At 65.5% G+C, this 17,299-nt stretch carries 15 protein-coding genes; 12 read left to right on the top strand and 3 right to left on the bottom strand.

Annotated elements, in window-relative coordinates:
- Positions 1-75: 75 nt before the first annotated feature.
- The 3 genes from AC51BJ_RS19335 to AC51BJ_RS19325 form a co-directional block, all read right to left on the bottom strand.
- Positions 76-969 (bottom strand): nitrate- and nitrite sensing domain-containing protein, encoded by an 894-nt coding sequence (locus tag AC51BJ_RS19335; RefSeq protein WP_496281318.1) that lies wholly within the window; start codon positions 967-969, stop codon positions 76-78.
- A complete protein-coding gene (locus AC51BJ_RS19330; protein WP_496281317.1) occupies positions 963-2,168 on the bottom strand; it encodes a methyl-accepting chemotaxis protein in 1,206 nt (401 codons plus the stop codon). The genes AC51BJ_RS19335 and AC51BJ_RS19330 overlap by 7 nt, the downstream gene beginning before the upstream one ends.
- A 177-nt stretch (positions 2,169-2,345) precedes the next feature.
- Positions 2,346-3,656, bottom strand: coding sequence for a DUF3422 family protein (locus tag AC51BJ_RS19325; protein WP_496281316.1), 1,311 nt, complete (start codon positions 3,654-3,656; stop codon positions 2,346-2,348).
- A 180-nt stretch (positions 3,657-3,836) separates the two neighbouring features.
- Between AC51BJ_RS19325 and AC51BJ_RS19320 the strand changes: the two genes are divergently transcribed.
- The 12 genes from AC51BJ_RS19320 (at position 3,837) to AC51BJ_RS19265 (ending at position 17,121) form a co-directional block, all read left to right on the top strand.
- The gene (locus AC51BJ_RS19320; RefSeq protein WP_496281315.1) at positions 3,837-4,490 is read left to right on the top strand and encodes a GspH/FimT family pseudopilin; all 654 of its coding nucleotides are present in this window, start codon (positions 3,837-3,839) and stop codon (positions 4,488-4,490) included.
- A complete protein-coding gene (gene pilV / locus AC51BJ_RS19315) occupies positions 4,487-4,942 on the top strand; it encodes a type IV pilus modification protein PilV (RefSeq protein WP_496281314.1) in 456 nt (151 codons plus the stop codon). The genes AC51BJ_RS19320 and pilV (AC51BJ_RS19315) overlap by 4 nt, the downstream gene beginning before the upstream one ends.
- Complete coding sequence (locus tag AC51BJ_RS19310; RefSeq protein ID WP_496281313.1) at positions 4,939-6,021, top strand: PilW family protein; 1,083 nt, start codon at positions 4,939-4,941, stop codon at positions 6,019-6,021. The genes pilV (AC51BJ_RS19315) and AC51BJ_RS19310 overlap by 4 nt, the downstream gene beginning before the upstream one ends.
- Complete coding sequence (locus AC51BJ_RS19305; protein ID WP_496281312.1) at positions 6,018-6,650, top strand: pilus assembly PilX family protein; 633 nt, start codon at positions 6,018-6,020, stop codon at positions 6,648-6,650. The genes AC51BJ_RS19310 and AC51BJ_RS19305 overlap by 4 nt, the downstream gene beginning before the upstream one ends.
- Positions 6,651-6,670: 20 nt before the next feature.
- Positions 6,671-10,222: a pilus assembly protein gene (locus tag AC51BJ_RS19300; RefSeq protein ID WP_496281311.1), complete on the top strand. Its 3,552-nt coding sequence runs from the start codon at positions 6,671-6,673 to the stop codon at positions 10,220-10,222.
- Positions 10,223-10,238: 16 nt separating this feature from the next.
- Positions 10,239-10,697, top strand: coding sequence for a type IV pilin protein (locus AC51BJ_RS19295; protein WP_496281310.1), 459 nt, complete (start codon positions 10,239-10,241; stop codon positions 10,695-10,697).
- Between the two features lie 108 nt (positions 10,698-10,805).
- The gene (locus AC51BJ_RS19290) at positions 10,806-11,426 is read left to right on the top strand and encodes a GspH/FimT family pseudopilin (RefSeq protein WP_496281309.1); all 621 of its coding nucleotides are present in this window, start codon (positions 10,806-10,808) and stop codon (positions 11,424-11,426) included.
- A complete protein-coding gene (gene pilV / locus AC51BJ_RS19285; protein ID WP_496281308.1) occupies positions 11,426-11,872 on the top strand; it encodes a type IV pilus modification protein PilV in 447 nt (148 codons plus the stop codon). The genes AC51BJ_RS19290 and pilV (AC51BJ_RS19285) overlap by 1 nt, the downstream gene beginning before the upstream one ends.
- On the top strand, positions 11,869-12,861 hold the full coding sequence (locus tag AC51BJ_RS19280; RefSeq protein ID WP_496281307.1) for a prepilin-type N-terminal cleavage/methylation domain-containing protein: 993 nt from the start codon (positions 11,869-11,871) through the stop codon (positions 12,859-12,861). Before pilV (AC51BJ_RS19285) ends, AC51BJ_RS19280 begins: the two co-directional genes overlap by 4 nt.
- On the top strand, positions 12,858-13,397 hold the full coding sequence (locus tag AC51BJ_RS19275) for a pilus assembly PilX family protein (RefSeq protein WP_430433974.1): 540 nt from the start codon (positions 12,858-12,860) through the stop codon (positions 13,395-13,397). Before AC51BJ_RS19280 ends, AC51BJ_RS19275 begins: the two co-directional genes overlap by 4 nt.
- Positions 13,398-13,399: 2 nt before the next feature.
- Positions 13,400-16,786 carry a pilus assembly protein gene (locus tag AC51BJ_RS19270; protein WP_496281306.1) on the top strand — a complete coding sequence of 1,129 codons (3,387 nt, stop codon included), beginning with the start codon at positions 13,400-13,402 and terminating at the stop codon, positions 16,784-16,786.
- A gap of 2 nt (positions 16,787-16,788) precedes the next feature.
- Positions 16,789-17,121 (top strand): hypothetical protein, encoded by a 333-nt coding sequence (locus AC51BJ_RS19265; RefSeq protein WP_496281305.1) that lies wholly within the window; start codon positions 16,789-16,791, stop codon positions 17,119-17,121.
- Positions 17,122-17,299 lie beyond the last annotated feature (178 nt).

Below are 17,299 nucleotides of genomic sequence, written 5' to 3'. Positions count from 1 at the left end.
AAAATTGGCACGCGTGATCAGCTACGGAGGAAGGCACTCCCGGCGAATCCGCGGTCTCTCCCTGCGCACAAGCGGTCAGTGCGCCGCCATGGTGGCCTGCAGCAGCGGAGTCGGCGCCTGCAGTTCTCGCCTCAGTTCGACACCACATTCATCGACCCAGGCATACACGCTGTCGATGGCGCAGGTCGCTTCGGCGAACCAGGCCTGGGCGGTGATACCGCCTGTCTCGCCCAGCAGATTGCGGCGCAAGGTCGTCATCATGCCGCCCACAGTGCGTCCGGCCTCGATTGCGGCGCGGCTGCCGTCGGCCGCAGCCAGTGCCTGCCGGACCAGCGCATCGATGCGTGCGGCGAGGAACATCAGGCGTACGCGCGCCACCGGCGCGCACTGACCGCGCGACGCGACGCCGGTGCCGATGGCGCGGGCCTGACCGAGGTATTCGGCCAGCGCCGGCAGACTCGCGACGTGGTTGCGTACGCGGCCCGCATCGACGCGACCGGCCGCGCCCAGTTCGACCCGACTTTCACCCAGCGCGTCCAGCCACTCCAGCGCGCGCGACACCAGTTGGCCATGGCGGCTCAGGCTCTGTTCGGGCAACAGACCGCCATTGCCGAGCAGCTCGATCAGTTCGCGCCACTGGAAGCGGAACACCATCAGTTCGTTGTGGGTGAGGCAGGCACGCGGCATCGCCCCCTCGGCGCGCACGGTGCCGTCGAGCGCCGCGACACAGCGATCGATCTCCTGCTGCCGTTGCCGCATCTGCGGGGCGAAGCTGGCGTCGCCGGCCAGCCATGCGACGCTCATGCCGCGGTGCTGTTGCAGCGTGCGCACCAGCTGCAGCAGCAGCGCACAGTCGTCGAGCGCGCGCAGTGCCGTATGCGCAGTCAGCGAGGCCGTTCTGCGACGGTGCCAGGACAGCAGCGCCAAAGCCACGATCAGCGCGGTGGAGATGAAGAGCGCGTTCAGCATGTCGGCTCGAAGCGGTAGGTTTTGAGCGTATCGCCGAGCTGTCCGGCCATCTGTTCGAGATAGCCCGACAGTTCCTGGTTGTCATGCACCAGGTGCTCATTCCGTTCGGCAAGGTCGGCGACCTGTTCGACGTCGCGCGCCAACGCCTCGGCGGCGCGGCTCTGTTCGATGCTGGCCTGGGCGATCTCGGTCACCGCGTGCAGCGTGGTGTCGATCTGGGCGGCGATGTGCTGCAGGCCGGCGAGCACGGTGGCCGTGTCGGCCGCGCCCTGCGCGACTTCGTCGCCAGCGGTGCGCAATGCCTGGCTGACGGCCGATACTTCACCCTGCAGACGTTCGATCAGCGCCTGAACTTCGTCGGTCGCCTGCCGGGTCAGGCCGGCCAGCTTGCCCACTTCGTCGGCCACCACGGCGAAGCCGCGCCCGGTCTCACCGGCGCGCGCTGCCTCGATCGCAGCATTGAGTGCCAGCAGATTGGTCTTTTCGGCGATCGAGGCGATGGTGCCGACGATGCCGCCGATATCGATCGAGCAGGCGTCGAGCCGGGTCATGCGCTCACCGGCCGTCTGCATGTCGGCGGCGATGTCATCCATGCGATGGCCCAGCTGTCTGCCGGTACGCATCCCGTCGCCGGCCGCCTCGTGTGCGGCACGCGCCATTGCGGCGGCGTCGCCCGCCTGTTCGGAACTGAGGGCGAGACTGGTCGACAGCTGTTCAAGCGTGGCAGCCGACCCGACGGTGACTTCGCGCTGCGAGCGCACACCGCTGTCACCGGCCTGGGCGTTGGCGCTGCTCTCGCGCGCCGAGTGCTCCAGCTCGCGTACCGCGCGCGACAGTCGAGTCATCAGCCGGACGAACGAGCGCGCCATGCTGTTCATGCTTTCCAGCAGCGCCGGGGCGTCGATGCTGCCGGGCTGCAGGCGGGCCGTCAGATCACCGCTTTCGAGCGCCATGGCGAAGCGGGTCAGGGCCTGTTGGGCGCGCGCCTCGCGTCGGCGCTGAAGTGCCAGGCAGAACACGCTTGCAGCGAGCGGCAGCAGCGCAGCGGTCGCCGCCCAGCCTGACAGGCTGGCGAGCCAGCCGGCGGCAAAGGCGAGCACGATGGCAAAAGCGCCATGCAGCGAAGTCGACAGCGGGAGACGCAGACGGACGGAGACGGAGGCCTGCGCGGTCGGGTCTGGAAGCGTGAGCGTATTCATGATCGCGCTCATGCAAGAGCCAGGCCACCCGTCGCCTTCCGCATTCCTGCGCGGGAAAGGCCGCGTCTACCGCTGCACGACGCACACCGTCGGTGCGCGCGCACCGATGCCGAGCGCATCGTCGGCCGTGGTTGCCGCGACCGACTTGTTACGGCGCCTCCCTCCGGGAGTGCTCGCTCAGTGCGCGCCTTCTTCCGCCGCGAGCTTGCGGCGCATGCGCCGCAGGCCGAGCGCGACAAGACCGGCGATGACCGGAATCGAGATCGCGGTGATCGCCTCCGGGCTCAGCGGCAGCAGATGCTTCACGCCCTTGGCCAGGTACTGCACCAGTTGCGAGGCGTAATAGGTGATAGCGACGATAGACAGCCCTTCGACTGTTTCCTGCAGACGCAACTGCAGACGCGCGCGCCGGTTCATCTGCGCCAGCAGTTCCTGGTTCTGCCGCTGCAGTTCGATGTCGACCCGGGTACGCAGCAGTTGCGAATTGCGCGCGACGCGACCGGACAGATCGTCCTGGCGCCGGGCAATCGCCTCACAGGTGGAGATCGCCGGCGCAAGCCGGCGGTCCATGAACTCGCCTATGGTGGGGAAGCCTTCGATGCGCTGTTCGCGCAGTTCGGCGATGCGGCTCCGTACCAGCCGGTAGTAGGCCTGGGCAGCGCCGAAGCGGAAGGTGGTGCGCGCGACCGAGTGCTCGACTTCTGCCGCGAGGCGCGTCAGGTGCGACAGCACGCTGCGTTCGTCCTCGGCGCTGGACGCGCTGCCCATGCCGTCCATCAGATTGGCCAGTTCGCCCTCGGCGCGACCGAGCAGGCGACCGACGTCCTTGGCCACCGGGAAGGCGAGCAGGGCGATGATGCGGTAGGTCTCGATCTCCAGCAGCCGCTGTACGGTACGCCCAGCCTGACGCGGCGTCAGCCGCTCATCGAGCACGGTGTAGCGCGACCAGCCGTCGGTCAGCATGAAGTCGGTGAACACCCAGGCGGCACCATCCGACACCTGGGCGCCGACCGCCTGCCGCCCGCTGGCGATCAGCCTGTCCATCACGCTGCGTGGCGGCAACTCGGTGGTGGAGCGCAATTCGATATGGGTGGCCACCATCAGCGAACCAGGCAGGCCGTCGAACCAGTGGGTCGGCACCGAGGCCAAGGCGCCGCGGGCGCTGTCTTCGCCCTCCGCCGGCGTGCGGAAGAAGGCGTAGCTGGAGAATTCGTTGTGGCGCTCCCACTTCAGCTTGAAGTCACCGAGGTCGAGCTGCAGGTGACCCCCCTCGGCCAGTGGCAGCGGGCGCGCGTAGGCATCGGCCAACGCCTGCAGATGCCGCAATTCGTCGTCCTCGCGTACGCCGTCGTGCATCAGCGCCACGTAGGACACCAGCTGCGGATGCGTGACCGGCACCGGCGGACGGGCGTGCAGCTCGTTGTTCAGCTTGTAGCGCAGCGGATGTTCGGTCAGTTTGCCGGTGGTGGCGTGATCGGGCGTCGTCATGAGGAAAGTGCCTGTGATGTCCGGTGCGCATTGTGCAGCAGAGCAGGGTGCCGCGGGCGCGTGACGCATTTCACGCGAACGGTCGGCGCGGCGCCGTTCGGGCAATGACTTCTGCCGTTCGTCATCGCCGGGTCGAGATTGCAGCGGCGCTGATTTAACCTCAAGTCACAAATTCTCCGCATGGACGTGCAGCTCATGATTCCTGCCAGGTCAGCCCAGCACGGCTTCACCTTGATCGAACTGATGATCGTGGTGACGCTGCTCGCCATAATTTCGGCCTTCGCGCTGCCTGCGTTCCAGAGCTTCATCGCGTCGAACCGACTGACGTCGGAGGCGAACGAGCTGCTCGCCGGACTGAATCTCGCGCGCTCGGAGGCGGTGCGCACGCAGCGCCGCGTCGTTCTCTGCCGTGCAACGATCTCGGCGGGAACGGTGAACACCGCGTCAGGCTGCGTCACGACGGCCGATACGCAACCATGGCAGGGCTGGTTCGTCTTTGTCGATAACGACGCCGACGGTGTGTTTGATGCGGGAGAGCCGCAGCTTCGCGAGAAGGTGATCACCGGTAACACGCTGAACCTGATCTCCGATGCACCTCTGCGCGCTGCCGGTAACCGGATTGCCTTCCGGCCCGACGGTCTGGCGCGGGCACCGGGTTCGCTCGCATTGCAGGCTGCGGATATCAGTGTCTGTGACAGCAGTGGCGCGCTTGCCGTTACCGCCAATGCGCGCAACGTGACCCTGCTGTCCGGCAGCCGCATGGCAGTCACGCGAGGGGGCAATGCGAGTTGTGGTGTCACGACAGTGGTGGAAGAAGCGGAGGAGGCTCCATGAACAAGCCCGTCGACGCACGCCAGCAGGCCGGTGTGTCGCTGATCGAAGTGCTGGTTGCGCTGTTTGTGCTTGCCTTCGGCATGCTTGGCATTGCCGGCATGCAGACGATGGCGATGAAGGCGAACCAGAGCGCGTTCGAACGGAATGCTGCGGTGATCTCCGCCAATTCCATCGTCGAACGCATACGCAGCAACCAGCGCTGGGAACGTGACGGCAGCTATAACCGCGCCCTGCCCACGGGGGCCTGCACGGCGCCGGAAGGCACGGATCGCGTATCGGTGGATGTTCGGCTCTGGCTTGGCGAACTGACGACAAATCTCGGCGACGCGGCCTGCGGCGGTATTAACTGCGCGGGCGACCCGGTGTTCTGCCGCATTTCGGTGCGCTGGGACGACAGTCGGGTGCAGGGCGGCGCAGCGGCGCAGATTTTTGAAGTGGACGTACGCATATGAGGCGGCATACACACAAGCAGCACGGTATTTCGCTGGTCGAGGTAATGGTGGCGCTCGCACTGGGGCTGATCGTATCGGTCGGTGCATTGTCGCTGATGCTGGGCAACCGCCAGTCCTACCGCACGACCGAGGCGCTGGCGCGGGTGCAGGAGGCGACGCGCATTACCTTCGACCTGATGTCGCGCGACCTGCGCGCCGCCGGCATCAATGCCTGCAGTGGCGGCGTACGGGTGATGAACCTGCTCGCCGACCCGACGACCTCCCGCTGGTGGACGGACTGGACGGGCGGCCTGCGCGGATTCGACGACGGCGATGTATCGACGGCGGTTGCATTCGGCTCGGCCTTGGAGAACCGGGTTGCCAACACCGACATGATCGAACTGATGCACGCATCGACCACCGCGTTTCCAGTCAAGGTACATAACGCGTCCGCTGCGGAAGCGACACTCGCCGGGCTGACCGTGCCGGCTCGCTCAATCGCGCTGGAGAAGCCGGGCGGGCAGAGCCACGGATTCGTGGCAGGGGATCTGCTCGTAGTCTGTGACTACGAGGACACGACCCTGTTCCAGGTGACCGGCGTGGATGCCGGCACGAACTCGGTTTCACACGCTTCGCGCGCCGATGTCGCCGTGACTCCAGGTAATTGCGCGAATACGCTGGGCTTCCGCGCCCTGTGCACCTCCGCGGTCGCCCGCAACTTCCAGCCGGGTTCCCAGGTGATGCGCTTCGAACCTGTTGCCTGGTTCGTCGGCAACAACAACCGCACCGGCAGCGAGAGCAGCCCGACCTCTCTTTACCGCATCCGCGTCGTCAACGATGGCGCCGGGAACGCAGCTCCGGTGGTCGAGGAGGTGGTCGAAGGGGTGCGCAACATGCAGTTCCGCTACATGTACGACCGCGATGATTCATACCGTTTTGCATCGGGCTCGAACAAGGTCGAAGACTGGCGCCTCGTTACGGGGATCGAGATCACTCTCACCATCGAGTCACCGGAATCCGGCACGACCACCAGCACGACGCAGCCGCGGCTGACACGCACGCTTACACACGTGGTCAATCTGAGGAATCGTGTGCCATGAAAGTCCATCTTCATCTCGGGGCCCGTCAGCGTGGTGCGACCCTGCTGATCGCGCTGGTCATGCTGGTCGTGATGACGCTGCTCGGCCTGGCCAGCATACGCAGCACCAGCATGCAGGAACGCATGGGTGCCAATCTGTATGACCGGAGTCTTGCCTTTCAGGCCGTTGAATCGGCATTGCGCGAGGCTGAGGCGCAGATCACCATCAATACTTTGGTAACCAACGGCGCCGGATTTTATTGCCCCGCGAACCTTAATCCGTTGATTTCGCCCAGCGGAAAGCTCAGCTGTGCAGCCCCCGGGCCGTCGGCCACCGAATCGGCCACCGAGAGCGAAACGCCCTCGGCTTCCAGTGCGACCTACGTTGAACGCTGGAAGGACCCGGCCACGACCTGGGCCAGCGCCACCACCTGGTGGGGCAGCGTCGACGACGACATGAAGGCGCGGCTGGGCGGAGTGAACCGCCAGCCGCAATACATCATCGAGTACATGGGGCAGTCGGAGGACGGTACCGGCTGTGGTCAGAGCGGTAACACCAATTGCCGTGGGCCGCGCTATCGCGTCACCGCCCGCATGCCTCCGTTGGATGGTCTTCCAAACGTCATCCTCCAGACCAACTACCGGCCGTGAGTCCATTCGGAGTACGCATCATGAGCGCAATCCCCTCTCGATCCAGCTGGCGCAAACACGCGCTGAGTGCCGCAGTGCTATCGGCTTTTGCGTCGGCGCCGGCAATGTCGCAGACCGAGATTTCGAATCTGCCGCTGGTGCTGAATGTCACCGCTGCGCCGAATGTCATGATGATTCTCGACAACTCGGGGTCAATGCTTTACGAGACGCTGCCCGACTACTTCCGCGACATCTGGGATTTCGAACTGGCGATGCGCAATACGGGCAGCACCAGCGTGTACATGCCGGATTACGACGATCTGAACATTTTCAATCTGGCGCTCAGGTCGTCGTCGCTGAACCGCATCTACTACAACCCCAACGTCACCTACCGTACCTGGACGAACGCGGACGGAACCGGCTATGCCCAGTCCTCACCGACGGCCGCGCCGATCCGTCCGGGGGCCACCACAACGATAGACCTGACGACGGAAAAGACGCACACCTTCCGCTGGCGGACGAATACGACGGCCACGACGTTCTCCGCCAGTTCGGCGGCGGTGCCGCGCACCTTCTCCTGCCCGGACGGACCCGACGGCAACACGCAACCGGACGACACCTGCGCCCAGACCTACGCACCCATGACCTTCTTCGTCCACAAGGGCACAGGATCGATCTACGAGCGGGCGAACTATTACCGCTATCGCATCGTTGGCGCTGCCGCCACTCGCAAGGACATGGCGGATGGCACCGAAATCGCGGTAACCAGCTTCAGCTGGGCGGGCGGCATCACGCGCACGCTGGATCAGGAAAAGCAGAACTTCGCCAACTGGTACACCTACAACCGCAGTCGTATCAATGCAGCGAAAGGCGGGGTGAGCTACGCCTTTTCCACGCTGGGGCAGAACTACCGGGTGGGTTTCCGCACCATCAACGGCACGACGGGATGGCTGGATATCCCGACCGACGGCACCTTCTCGGACACGAATCGCAGCAATTTCTTCACCAGCCTGTTCGACGCCGTGGCCGACGGCAACACGCCGCTGCGCGTATCGCTGTGGAACGCTGGCGCCTACTTCTCGACCTCGGCGCCCTGGGGGCCGAACGTCGGCGGCGCACCGCTGAGCTGCCGTCAGAGTTTTTCCATTCTGACCACCGATGGCTATTACAACGACAACAGTACGATCTACGCCACCGCTGGCAATGCCGACGGCACCAAGGGGCGGCCCTACGCCGATACGCAGTCGGTCACGCTCGCAGACATCGCGATGTACTACTACGACACCGATCTGCAGCCCGACATCGACGACAACGTGCCGACCACTCCGGAGGATGGCAACAACCGGCAGCACATGAACACCTTCGGCGTGTCCTTCGGTCTGACCGGCTCGCTGAACACGGCAACCGATCTGGCACGCCTGACCTCCGGCGAGATATCCTGGCCGAGCATTTCCACCGACGCCGGCAAGCTCGACGACCTGTGGCACGCGACGATCAACGGCCGCGGCCAGTTCGTTAACGCGGGTGACCCGCAGGAATTTGCAGATGGCCTGAAGGGCGCACTGGACTCCATCGTCGCGCGTACTGCATCGTCGTCCAACCTCGGCGTGTCCTCAGCCCAGCTGCGGCAGGGCAGCCGGGTGTTCCAGGCGAGATTCACCAGCGAGGTGTGGACCGGTGACATCTTTTCCTTCCTGATCGGCAGTGACGGCGAAATTCCCACCGAACCCGAGTGGCGTGCCTCGGAACGGGTACCGGCGCCGGCCAGCCGCAACATCTACACACGCAATGGCAGCACTGCGGTCCCTTTCGTGTGGGACCAGCTCAGCGACGCGCAGAAGGCCACCCTGGGCAACAACAGCGCCGTGCTCGATTACCTGCGGGGCGTGCGCAGCGGCGAGTCGAGCGAAGGCGGTACCTTCCGCAACCGCTCTTCGCTGATCGGCGACATCGTGCATTCGTCGCCAGTTTATGTGGCGGAGCCGGACGACTTCGCCTACGAGCGCTTTTCCTGGCCCGGCGCCGATACCTATCAGACCCACCGGACACTGCGTTCGGACCGCACGCCGATGCTCTACGTCGCAGCCAACGACGGCATGCTGCACGGCTTCGTCGCCAGTACGGGTGCGGAGCGCTTCGCCTACGTACCGTCGTCGTCGCTGGCGCAGATGTATCAGCTGACCCGGCCCAGCTACACCCACCAGTTCATCCACGACGGCGCACTGACTGTGGCCGACGTCTATGACGCCGGTACCGCGAACGCATGGCGCACGCTGCTGGTGGGTTCCACCGGCCGAGGCGGGCGTCAGCTCTATGCGCTCGATGTCAGCGATCCGTCCATCCCGGCCGACAACCCGGCCGGCAGGCGCGTCATGTGGGAATTCTCGGACGCTGACTTTGGAAAATTCACCGGCAGGCCGGTCGTTGGCCGGATGAATAACGGCGACTGGGCGGTGCTGGTGGGCAACGGCTACAACAGCAATGAGTACAAGGGCTTCCTGTTCGTCGTCAATGCGACGACCGGTGCGTTGATACAGAAGATCGACACCGGCGCCTGCCCGGAGACCGATGACCCGTGCGTCAGCAACGGTCTGGGCGAAGTGACGACCTGGGACGAGGACAGCGACGGCGACATCGATTACGTCTATGCCGGTGATCTGCGCGGCAATCTGTGGCGTTTCGACGTTACCTCGGACACGCCGTCCCAGTGGAAGGTGTCCTTCGGCACCGATACGTCGCCGCTGCCGCTGTTCCGCGCGCGCAACGGATCGGGGACGCCGCAGCCGATCACCTCCAGGGTTGAGGTATTGCTTGATCCTTCCACCGGCACGCGCTGGGTGTCCTTCGGCACCGGCCAGTTCCTTGGCGACACCGATCGCTCCAGTACCGCACTGCAGACCTGGTACGGTCTTTACGATAATTACGCGAATGCGGCCACCTCGCCGGTGAGCGGCCGCTCGGATCTCGCCCAGCGCGTTGTGCTGGTCGAAACCACGCAGACGACAACGACGGAGACGGAGAACGCCGAGGGCGAGACCGAAACGATCAGCGAGAGCGTCAAGGTGAGGGTCATTTCCGCCCAGGGTGACACGACAGGTGGCGACCGGGTCATCGATGCGGACGGCACCTACATCCGCAAGGGCTGGTATCTCGATCTTGTGCCGCCCTCCGGCACGGCAGCTGGCGAACGCATGATCTACGGCGTGCAGGCCTTCGGCGGTGCATTGTTCGCGACCAGTGCGATTCCGGCCGACGATCCCTGCACACCGGGCGGCTCCGGCTGGCTGATGGCGATCGATCCTTATACCGGTAGCCGCCTCGACAGCGACCTGTTCGCCAGCAGGAGCCAAGTGACCGTGACCTCGGGCGATTCGAGCACCAATTACTACGTCAGCGCGGTCAGTACCGGTTCGATGCCCTCCAGCCCCATCCTCGTGCGCAACGAAGGCAGCTCGAGCAACCAGAGCGGCGGGACGAAGGTGGGACTCTCGGACGCGCTTATTAACCCCACCGATCTCGGTATCCTGCGCGAGCGCCTGAACCTTAAGGACCGCTTCGGCCGGATTTCCTGGCGCGAACTGATCGCCGACTGACACGGAATACACACAGATGAACACTGCCAACAACACTCGCCTGCAGCGCGGCTTCACGCTGATCGAACTGATGATCGTGGTCGCCATCATCGGCATCCTCGCGGCGATTGCCTATCCGAACTACACGCAGTACGTGATCGACAGCCGGCGCGCGACGGCCGCCGCCTGCCTGTCCGAACAGGCGCAGGCGCTCGAACGCTTTTTCACCACCACGCTGTCCTACGTCGGCGGCGGCACCAACCTGAATACCCGACAGTGCGTCACCGACCTGGCGGGCTTCTACACCTTCGCGTCCGACATCGACGACGACACACCACGCGCATTCGCGATCACTGCGACGCCGCTCAACGCCCAGTTGAATAACGACAGCAAGTGCGGCTGCGTGCTGACGCTGAACCAGACGGGCACCAAGGGCGCGTCCGGTTCGGCTGCGCGCTGTTCGACCGCGGCCGGTGTGTCGGCCTGCTGGAAGTGAGTGGCAGACACCGAAATTGACACGGAACGGCGTGCCGCCAGCGAGGGGACGCTCAAGCTGCAAGGTGGGCAGGCCGTATACGACTGATCGTCCCTCACCTCGTCGCACATGTCCGGCCCCCATCCACAGTCGGGTTTCACGCTGCTGGAACTGATGATCACGGTCGCCATCCTGGCCGTGATCGCTGCGTTCGCGGTGCCGTCCTTCCAGTCGCTGATCATGCTTAACCGTCTGGCCAGCGAGGCGAACGAACTGGTCGCCGCGCTCGGGCAGACGCGCACCGAGGCGATACGCGTGAACCGGCGCGTCATCCTCTGCCGCGCAGCGACCGACGGCGGCACGGTCGCCGCGGCCACCGGCTGCGTGGCCGGCGCCGGGCGCTGGGCCGGCTGGATGGTATTCGTCGATGCCGACGGCAGCGGCACCTACAACCCGAACGCGGCGAGCAATCCGGACGAGGTGCTCATCCGCACGCACGTCTTTCACGGCAACCTTCTTCAGACCGTGTCCGGCAATGCGCTTGCCGGCGCCGGTAACCGCATTGTGTTCCGACCCGACGGCCTCGCGCGCGCGCCCGGCCAGACCCTGCTGCAAACGGCCACGCTGCGGCTGTGCGAGGCATCGGCGACGATGCAGCAGAACGCGCGCGACGTCCGGCTGGGCGGTGGCAGCCGCGTCAGCGTGGCGCGCGCCACCTCGGCCGCTTGCGCCGCGCCGGAGGACGTCTGATGCGCGCGCCTGCGGGGCAGTCCGGCATTTCGCTGATCGAGGTGTTGGTCGCCATTTTCGTGCTGGCCATCGGCATGCTCGGCATGGCCGCGCTGCAGATGGCCTCGCTGCGTTCCAATCAGAGCTCCTACGAGCGCAGTGCGGCCGTCATGGCGGCCTATACGATGATCGACCGCCTGCGCGCCGACGTTACCGCGGCGCGCGCCGGCAGCTACAACCTCGCCCTCGACGACGACTGTGCGTCGCCGGGCGGATCGACCTTTCCGGAGACCCAACTCGCGGCCTGGCTGGCCGATCTGCAGACCAGCATGGGTCCGTCCGCTTGTGGCGGCGTGACCTGCAGCGCGGGGGCGACCGCCAGCTGTGTCATCAGCGTGCGCTGGGACGACAGCCGGGTGCAGGGCGGCCTGAGCAACCAGACCTTCAGCATCGAGGCTCGGCTGTGATCAGGCGCGGGCAGGGTGGCAGCACGCTGATCGAGCTGATGATCGCGCTCACGCTCGGACTGTTCATCATCGGCGCCGCGATCGCGCTGATGCTGAGCAACCGGCAGACCTACGACACGACCGAAGGTCTGTCGCGCATCCAGGAATCGACGCGCACCGCATTCGAACTGCTGGCCCGTGACATCCGCGAAGCCGGGCTCAATTCCTGCGGCGGCGCGCTGCAGTTCGTCAATGTGCTGACCAATCCGTCGTCGCTGTGGTGGACGCAATGGAACGGCGGCATACGCGGCTACGGCGGCAGCGACGCCTTCGCCGGCGCGGCCTTCGGTTCGGGCGTCGGTCAGCGCGTGGCCGGTACCGCGGCGCTGCACATCATGCGCAGCGGCAGCCAGCCGCAGACGGTGGCCAACCACGATACCGGCAGCCAGTTGCTGACGCTCAGTCCGCGCAACAGCGCGCTGTCGGCCGGCGATCTGGCCATTGTCTGCAATTTCAGTCAGGCCAGCCTTTTCCAGGTGTCTGCAGCCGACGCGAGCACGGCGTCGCACGGCATCGGCGGCTCGCCGGGCAATTGCTCGCGCGGTCTCGGCTTCGCCAATCCGCCCGACTGCAGCGAAACCGGTCAGACCTACCGCTTCGAGGCCAACGCCGTGGTGATGCGGCTGGAGTCCCTGGCCTGGTATGTGGGGAACACCGGCCGTACATCGACGACATCGCGATCGCTCTATCGCGTAGCGCCGCAGAACGAGGCCGGCACGCTATCGCTGGTGACCGAAGAGGTGCTTGACGGCGTGATCGACCTGCAGCTCGACTATCTGATCGAGGGCGGCAGCGCCTACGTCGCTGCATCGGCGGTGACCGACTGGAACGCGGTGACCGGTGTGCGCATGCGTCTGACGATAGAGGAACCGGATCGCCCCGCAGCAGTGACCGACCGCGTGCGCCGGACGATGACGCACGTCGTCACGCTCAGGAACCGGATGTCATGAGCGCCCGTCAGCCGCATGCGCAGCGTGGCGTCACCCTGGTGGTGGCGCTGATGCTGCTGATCGCCATCACGCTGCTCGGTCTGGCCAGCATGCGCGGCACCGGCATGCAAGAGCGCATGAGTGCCAATCTGTACGACCGCGCGATCGCCTTCCAGGCCGCCGAATCGGCGCTGCGCGAAGCGGAGGCGCTGCTCGCCACAGGCACGGCCGGGCCGTTCGACGGCACGGTCAGCGGCCTCTACCCGAAGCCTTCGCCGGGCGCCGAGGATTTCGCCAATCGATGGGAGGCGGCCGCGACGGTCTGGGCCAGCGCCTCGGTGTGGTGGGAGGGAGCCGACGCCGACACGCGCGCCAAGGCCGCTGGCGCGCCGCAATACATCATCGAGGATCTCGGTATCTGGCCGTCCACGCCCGACTGCGATACGGTCACCACCATCGCCGCCGACTGCCTGAAACCGCGCTACCGCATCACGGCGCGCAGCGCACCGGTGTCCGGCCGACCTTCGGTGTTGCTGCAGACCACTTACCGGCCATGACCATGCACCCGCTTCCCGTCCTCTACCGCTTCCTCGCTGCGCTGCTGCTGGCCTGCCTTGCAGGGCAGCCTTTGCGCGCGGCGGTCGATATCGCTGACGCACCGATCATGGTGGGCAGCGCGGTCGCGCCCAACCTGATGTTCCTGCTCGACGACTCCGGCTCGATGCAGTGGGAAGTCATGCCGGACGAGAACCTCTATTCGGCCTACTATCTGTTTCCAATCCCGTTCGGGCTGTACGGCGGCAACACCTATACCTCGCAGGTGCCGACCTTCCAGGACAACAACATCCACAACTTCTTCAGCCGGTCACCGGACAACAACGCGGTGTTCTACAACCCGCAGACAACCTACAAGCCCTGGATACGCCACACTGGCGTCAGCTTCGGCGACGTGTCCCCGACGGCGGCACCTTACAACCCGTCCGACACCTCTCGCGGCACGCTCAATCTCACTGCGTCGCAGACGCAATCGGCGTACTGGTTCACCAACACGTCGAACACCAACCAGAATTCCGCGAGCTACGCCTGCGGTCCGCCGTGCAACCAGACCTTCCAGCCGATCACCTTCTTCATCTATCGGGGCAGCGGCTCGCGGGTCAGTGCGGCCAATTACACCAAGTACCAGATCCGCGGCACGCGGGCCTACAAGCGCGACCCGGTCACCGCAGCAGAGGGCGAGATCACCAGCTTCAGCTGGCCCAATGGCGTCACCCGCACGGTTGCGCAGGAAACACAGAACTTCGCCAACTGGTTCAGCTACTACCGCAGTCGCATCCTCGCGGCGCGTGCCGGCGCGTCGATCGCCTTTGGCCAGCTCGGTACCAATTACCGGGTGGGTTTCCGCACCATCAACGGCGACGGGCAACTGCTGATACCGACCAGCGGAACGTTCAGCGGCAGCAATCGCGAAACCTGGTTCCAGCGTTTGCTCGAAACCGACATCAGCACCAGCGGCACACCGCTGCGCACGGCACTGAACTGGGCCGGCAACTACTTCGAGAACAAGACAGGAACCGACGACCCGTGGAAGGACGCGGCCTACACCAATCCGCTGGCCTGCCGGCAGTCCTTCACCATCCTGACCACCGACGGCTATTGGGGCGACACGTTTTCGCTGCCGGCGGGCAGCCAGAATGCGGACGGCAGCGAGCCGCTGCCCTACCGTGACACGCACAGCAACACGCTGGCGGACGTCGCGATGCACTATTACAAGCGCGATCTGCGTACCGGCATCGCCAACAATGTTCCGACCAGCAGCCGCGACCCGGCGAACTGGCAGCACATGGTCACCTTCGGCCTGTCGCTGGGCACCAGTGGCACGCTGAACCCGGCCACCGATCTGCCGGCGCTCACCGCCGGCACCAAGACCTGGCCGAATCCGACGCTGAGCTCACCCGCCAAGCTGGACGACCTCTGGCACGCCAGCCTGAACGGCCGCGGTGGCTTCGTGAATGCGTCCAATCCCACGCAGTTCATCGACGGACTGTCGGCCATGCTGACCGACATCGGCGAGCGGGTAGCCTCCAGCGGCACGGTGGCGGCAACCAGTACGTCGGTCACGTCGAACACGTTGCTGTTCCAGGCCCGTTTCGTCGGCGGCGACTGGACGGGCGACCTGTGGGCGACGCGCATCCTGACCGACGGCACGCTGGCGAGCACCCCGAGCTGGAAGGCGTCCGAGCACCTGCCGACGCCGGCCAGTCGGTCCATCTACACCTGGTCGGGCACCGCCGGCATTCCGTTCCAGTGGGCCAACCTGACGGCGGCGCAGCGCACCACGCTCGGCTCGTCGGCCGTCCTCGACTACCTGCGTGGCGTGACCTCCGGCGAGGCGCGCAACGGCGGCAGTTACCGCAACCGTTCATCAGTGCTGGGCGACATCGTGAATTCGGCGCCGCTCTATGTCGGCGCAGTGACCGATCTGCGACTCGACCGCTTCGGCTGGACCGGCGCCAGCACCTACCAGGACCACCGCGCGGCGGTCGCATCGCGACGCGAAATGGTCTATGTCGCGGCCAACGACGGCATGCTGCACGCCTTCGACGCGCGCACCGGTGACGAGCGCTTCGCCTTCGTGCCCAGCGGCGCGCTGGCGACGATGAAGACGCTGGCGAACACCGATTACGCGCACAAATTCATCAACGATGGCTCGGCCGTCGTCGCCGAGGTGTATTTCGGTGGCGCGTGGCGCACGGTGCTGGTCGGCACGCAGGGGCGCGGCGGCAAGAGCGTGTACGCGCTCGACATCACCAATCCGGACGGCTTCGCCGCGAACAAGGTGCTGTGGGAATTTACGCACACCAGCCTCGGCCAGACCACCGGCACGCCGGTCATCACCCGGCTCAATGACGGCAACTGGGCGGTCGTCGTCGGCAATGGCTACAACAGCACCAATGCGCGCGCCGAGCTGTTCGTGCTGAACATTTCGAACGGCGCGCTGCTTGCGCGCATCGACACGCTGCGCGGCTCCAGCGGTACGCCGAACGGCCTGGCCGCGGTGGAGGGCGTCGACGTCGATCGCGACGGCGACACCGATTTCGTCTATGGCGGCGACCTGCTCGGCAATCTGTGGAAGTTCGACCTGAGCAATGCTGCGCCGGCGCAGTGGCGCGTGGCCTACGGCACCACGGCCGCACCCGATCCGCTGTTCACGGCGCGCAGCGCGAGCAATGCGGTGCAGCCGATCACCGGCGGCGTGAGCGTCGGTTTCAATCCGGCCGACCGCAAGCTGTGGGTGTTCTTCGGCACCGGCCGCTATCTGTCGACAGGCGACCTGTCCACCACGGCAACGCAGACCTGGTACGGGCTGAACGACACCGGCAGCACCATCGCCAGCCGCAGCAATCTGGCGCAACGCGTCATTCTGGAGGAGGGCGCGACGGGGCAGGGCGACCGCTATCGCGTCATTTCCAAGCCGGGCGACACGACGGGCGGCAGCACGATGACCAACAAGCGCGGCTGGTACATCGACCTGACCTCGCCGACCGCCGGTGCCGAAGGAGAACGCATGGTTTTCGCACCGGTGCTGGGCGCCAGCACGCTGTTCGCGAGCACCCTCATCCCGAGTGACGATCCCTGCGAGCCGGGCGGCCGCGGCTGGGTACTGGGTGTGAATCCATTCACTGGCGGCCGCCAGGACTTCGATGTGTTCGACTTCAACCGCGATGGCGGCGTCGATGCCGGCGACCAGGTCAATCTGGCCAATGGCGACGGGACTAACCGCAAGGTGGTCGGCAGCGGTTACAGCACGGACAGCCTGCCGGGCAGTCCGCTGCAACTGGGCAAGCAGCAGGTCGTGGGTGGATCTGACGGCAATGCGCAGACACGCCGCGTGTCGGACGGGCTGCGATCCGGACGCGTGTCGTGGAAAGAGATACTGAGGGACTGACGATGAAAGCCTTGATTGCCGGACTGATGTGCCTGGTCACCGGCGGCGCGCACGCGGCCGAACCTTTGTCGCCGATCGCCAATCCGTCGCTGTACGAATCGCGCGGCACGGTCGGCAGCGTGGACAGCGCGTCCGGCACACTGATGATAGGCGGCAAGCGCTACAAGGCGAACGCCAACACGGTCATCTTCATCGACGACGGTCGCGGCAACGTGCGCAAGGCACTGAAGCTGGCCGACATTCCGCCGAATGTACCGGTCAGCTTTTCAGCCGGCGAGGACGGACAGGTCTCGCAGATCTACGTAGGCAGCGGAATCCAGCCGTTCCGGCCGTAGTCGCGAGGCCGCAGGGACCAGACGGGAACAGCACTCGATCGAGGATGTGTGGCGGTTTCGAGTGCTTCGAACCCATCGAACGCACCGACATCCCCGATATTGATAGTTCTGAAAATTACTGTTTTCAGAACTTACATCAATATAAAAGAAGAACCTCTCAACGCATTGATCAGAAACG

The sequence above is a fragment of the Methyloversatilis sp. S146-33 genome (assembly GCF_059552495.1).
Note: the sequence above shows the minus strand (reverse complement) of the source record. Positions and strands in the feature narration are given on the sequence as shown.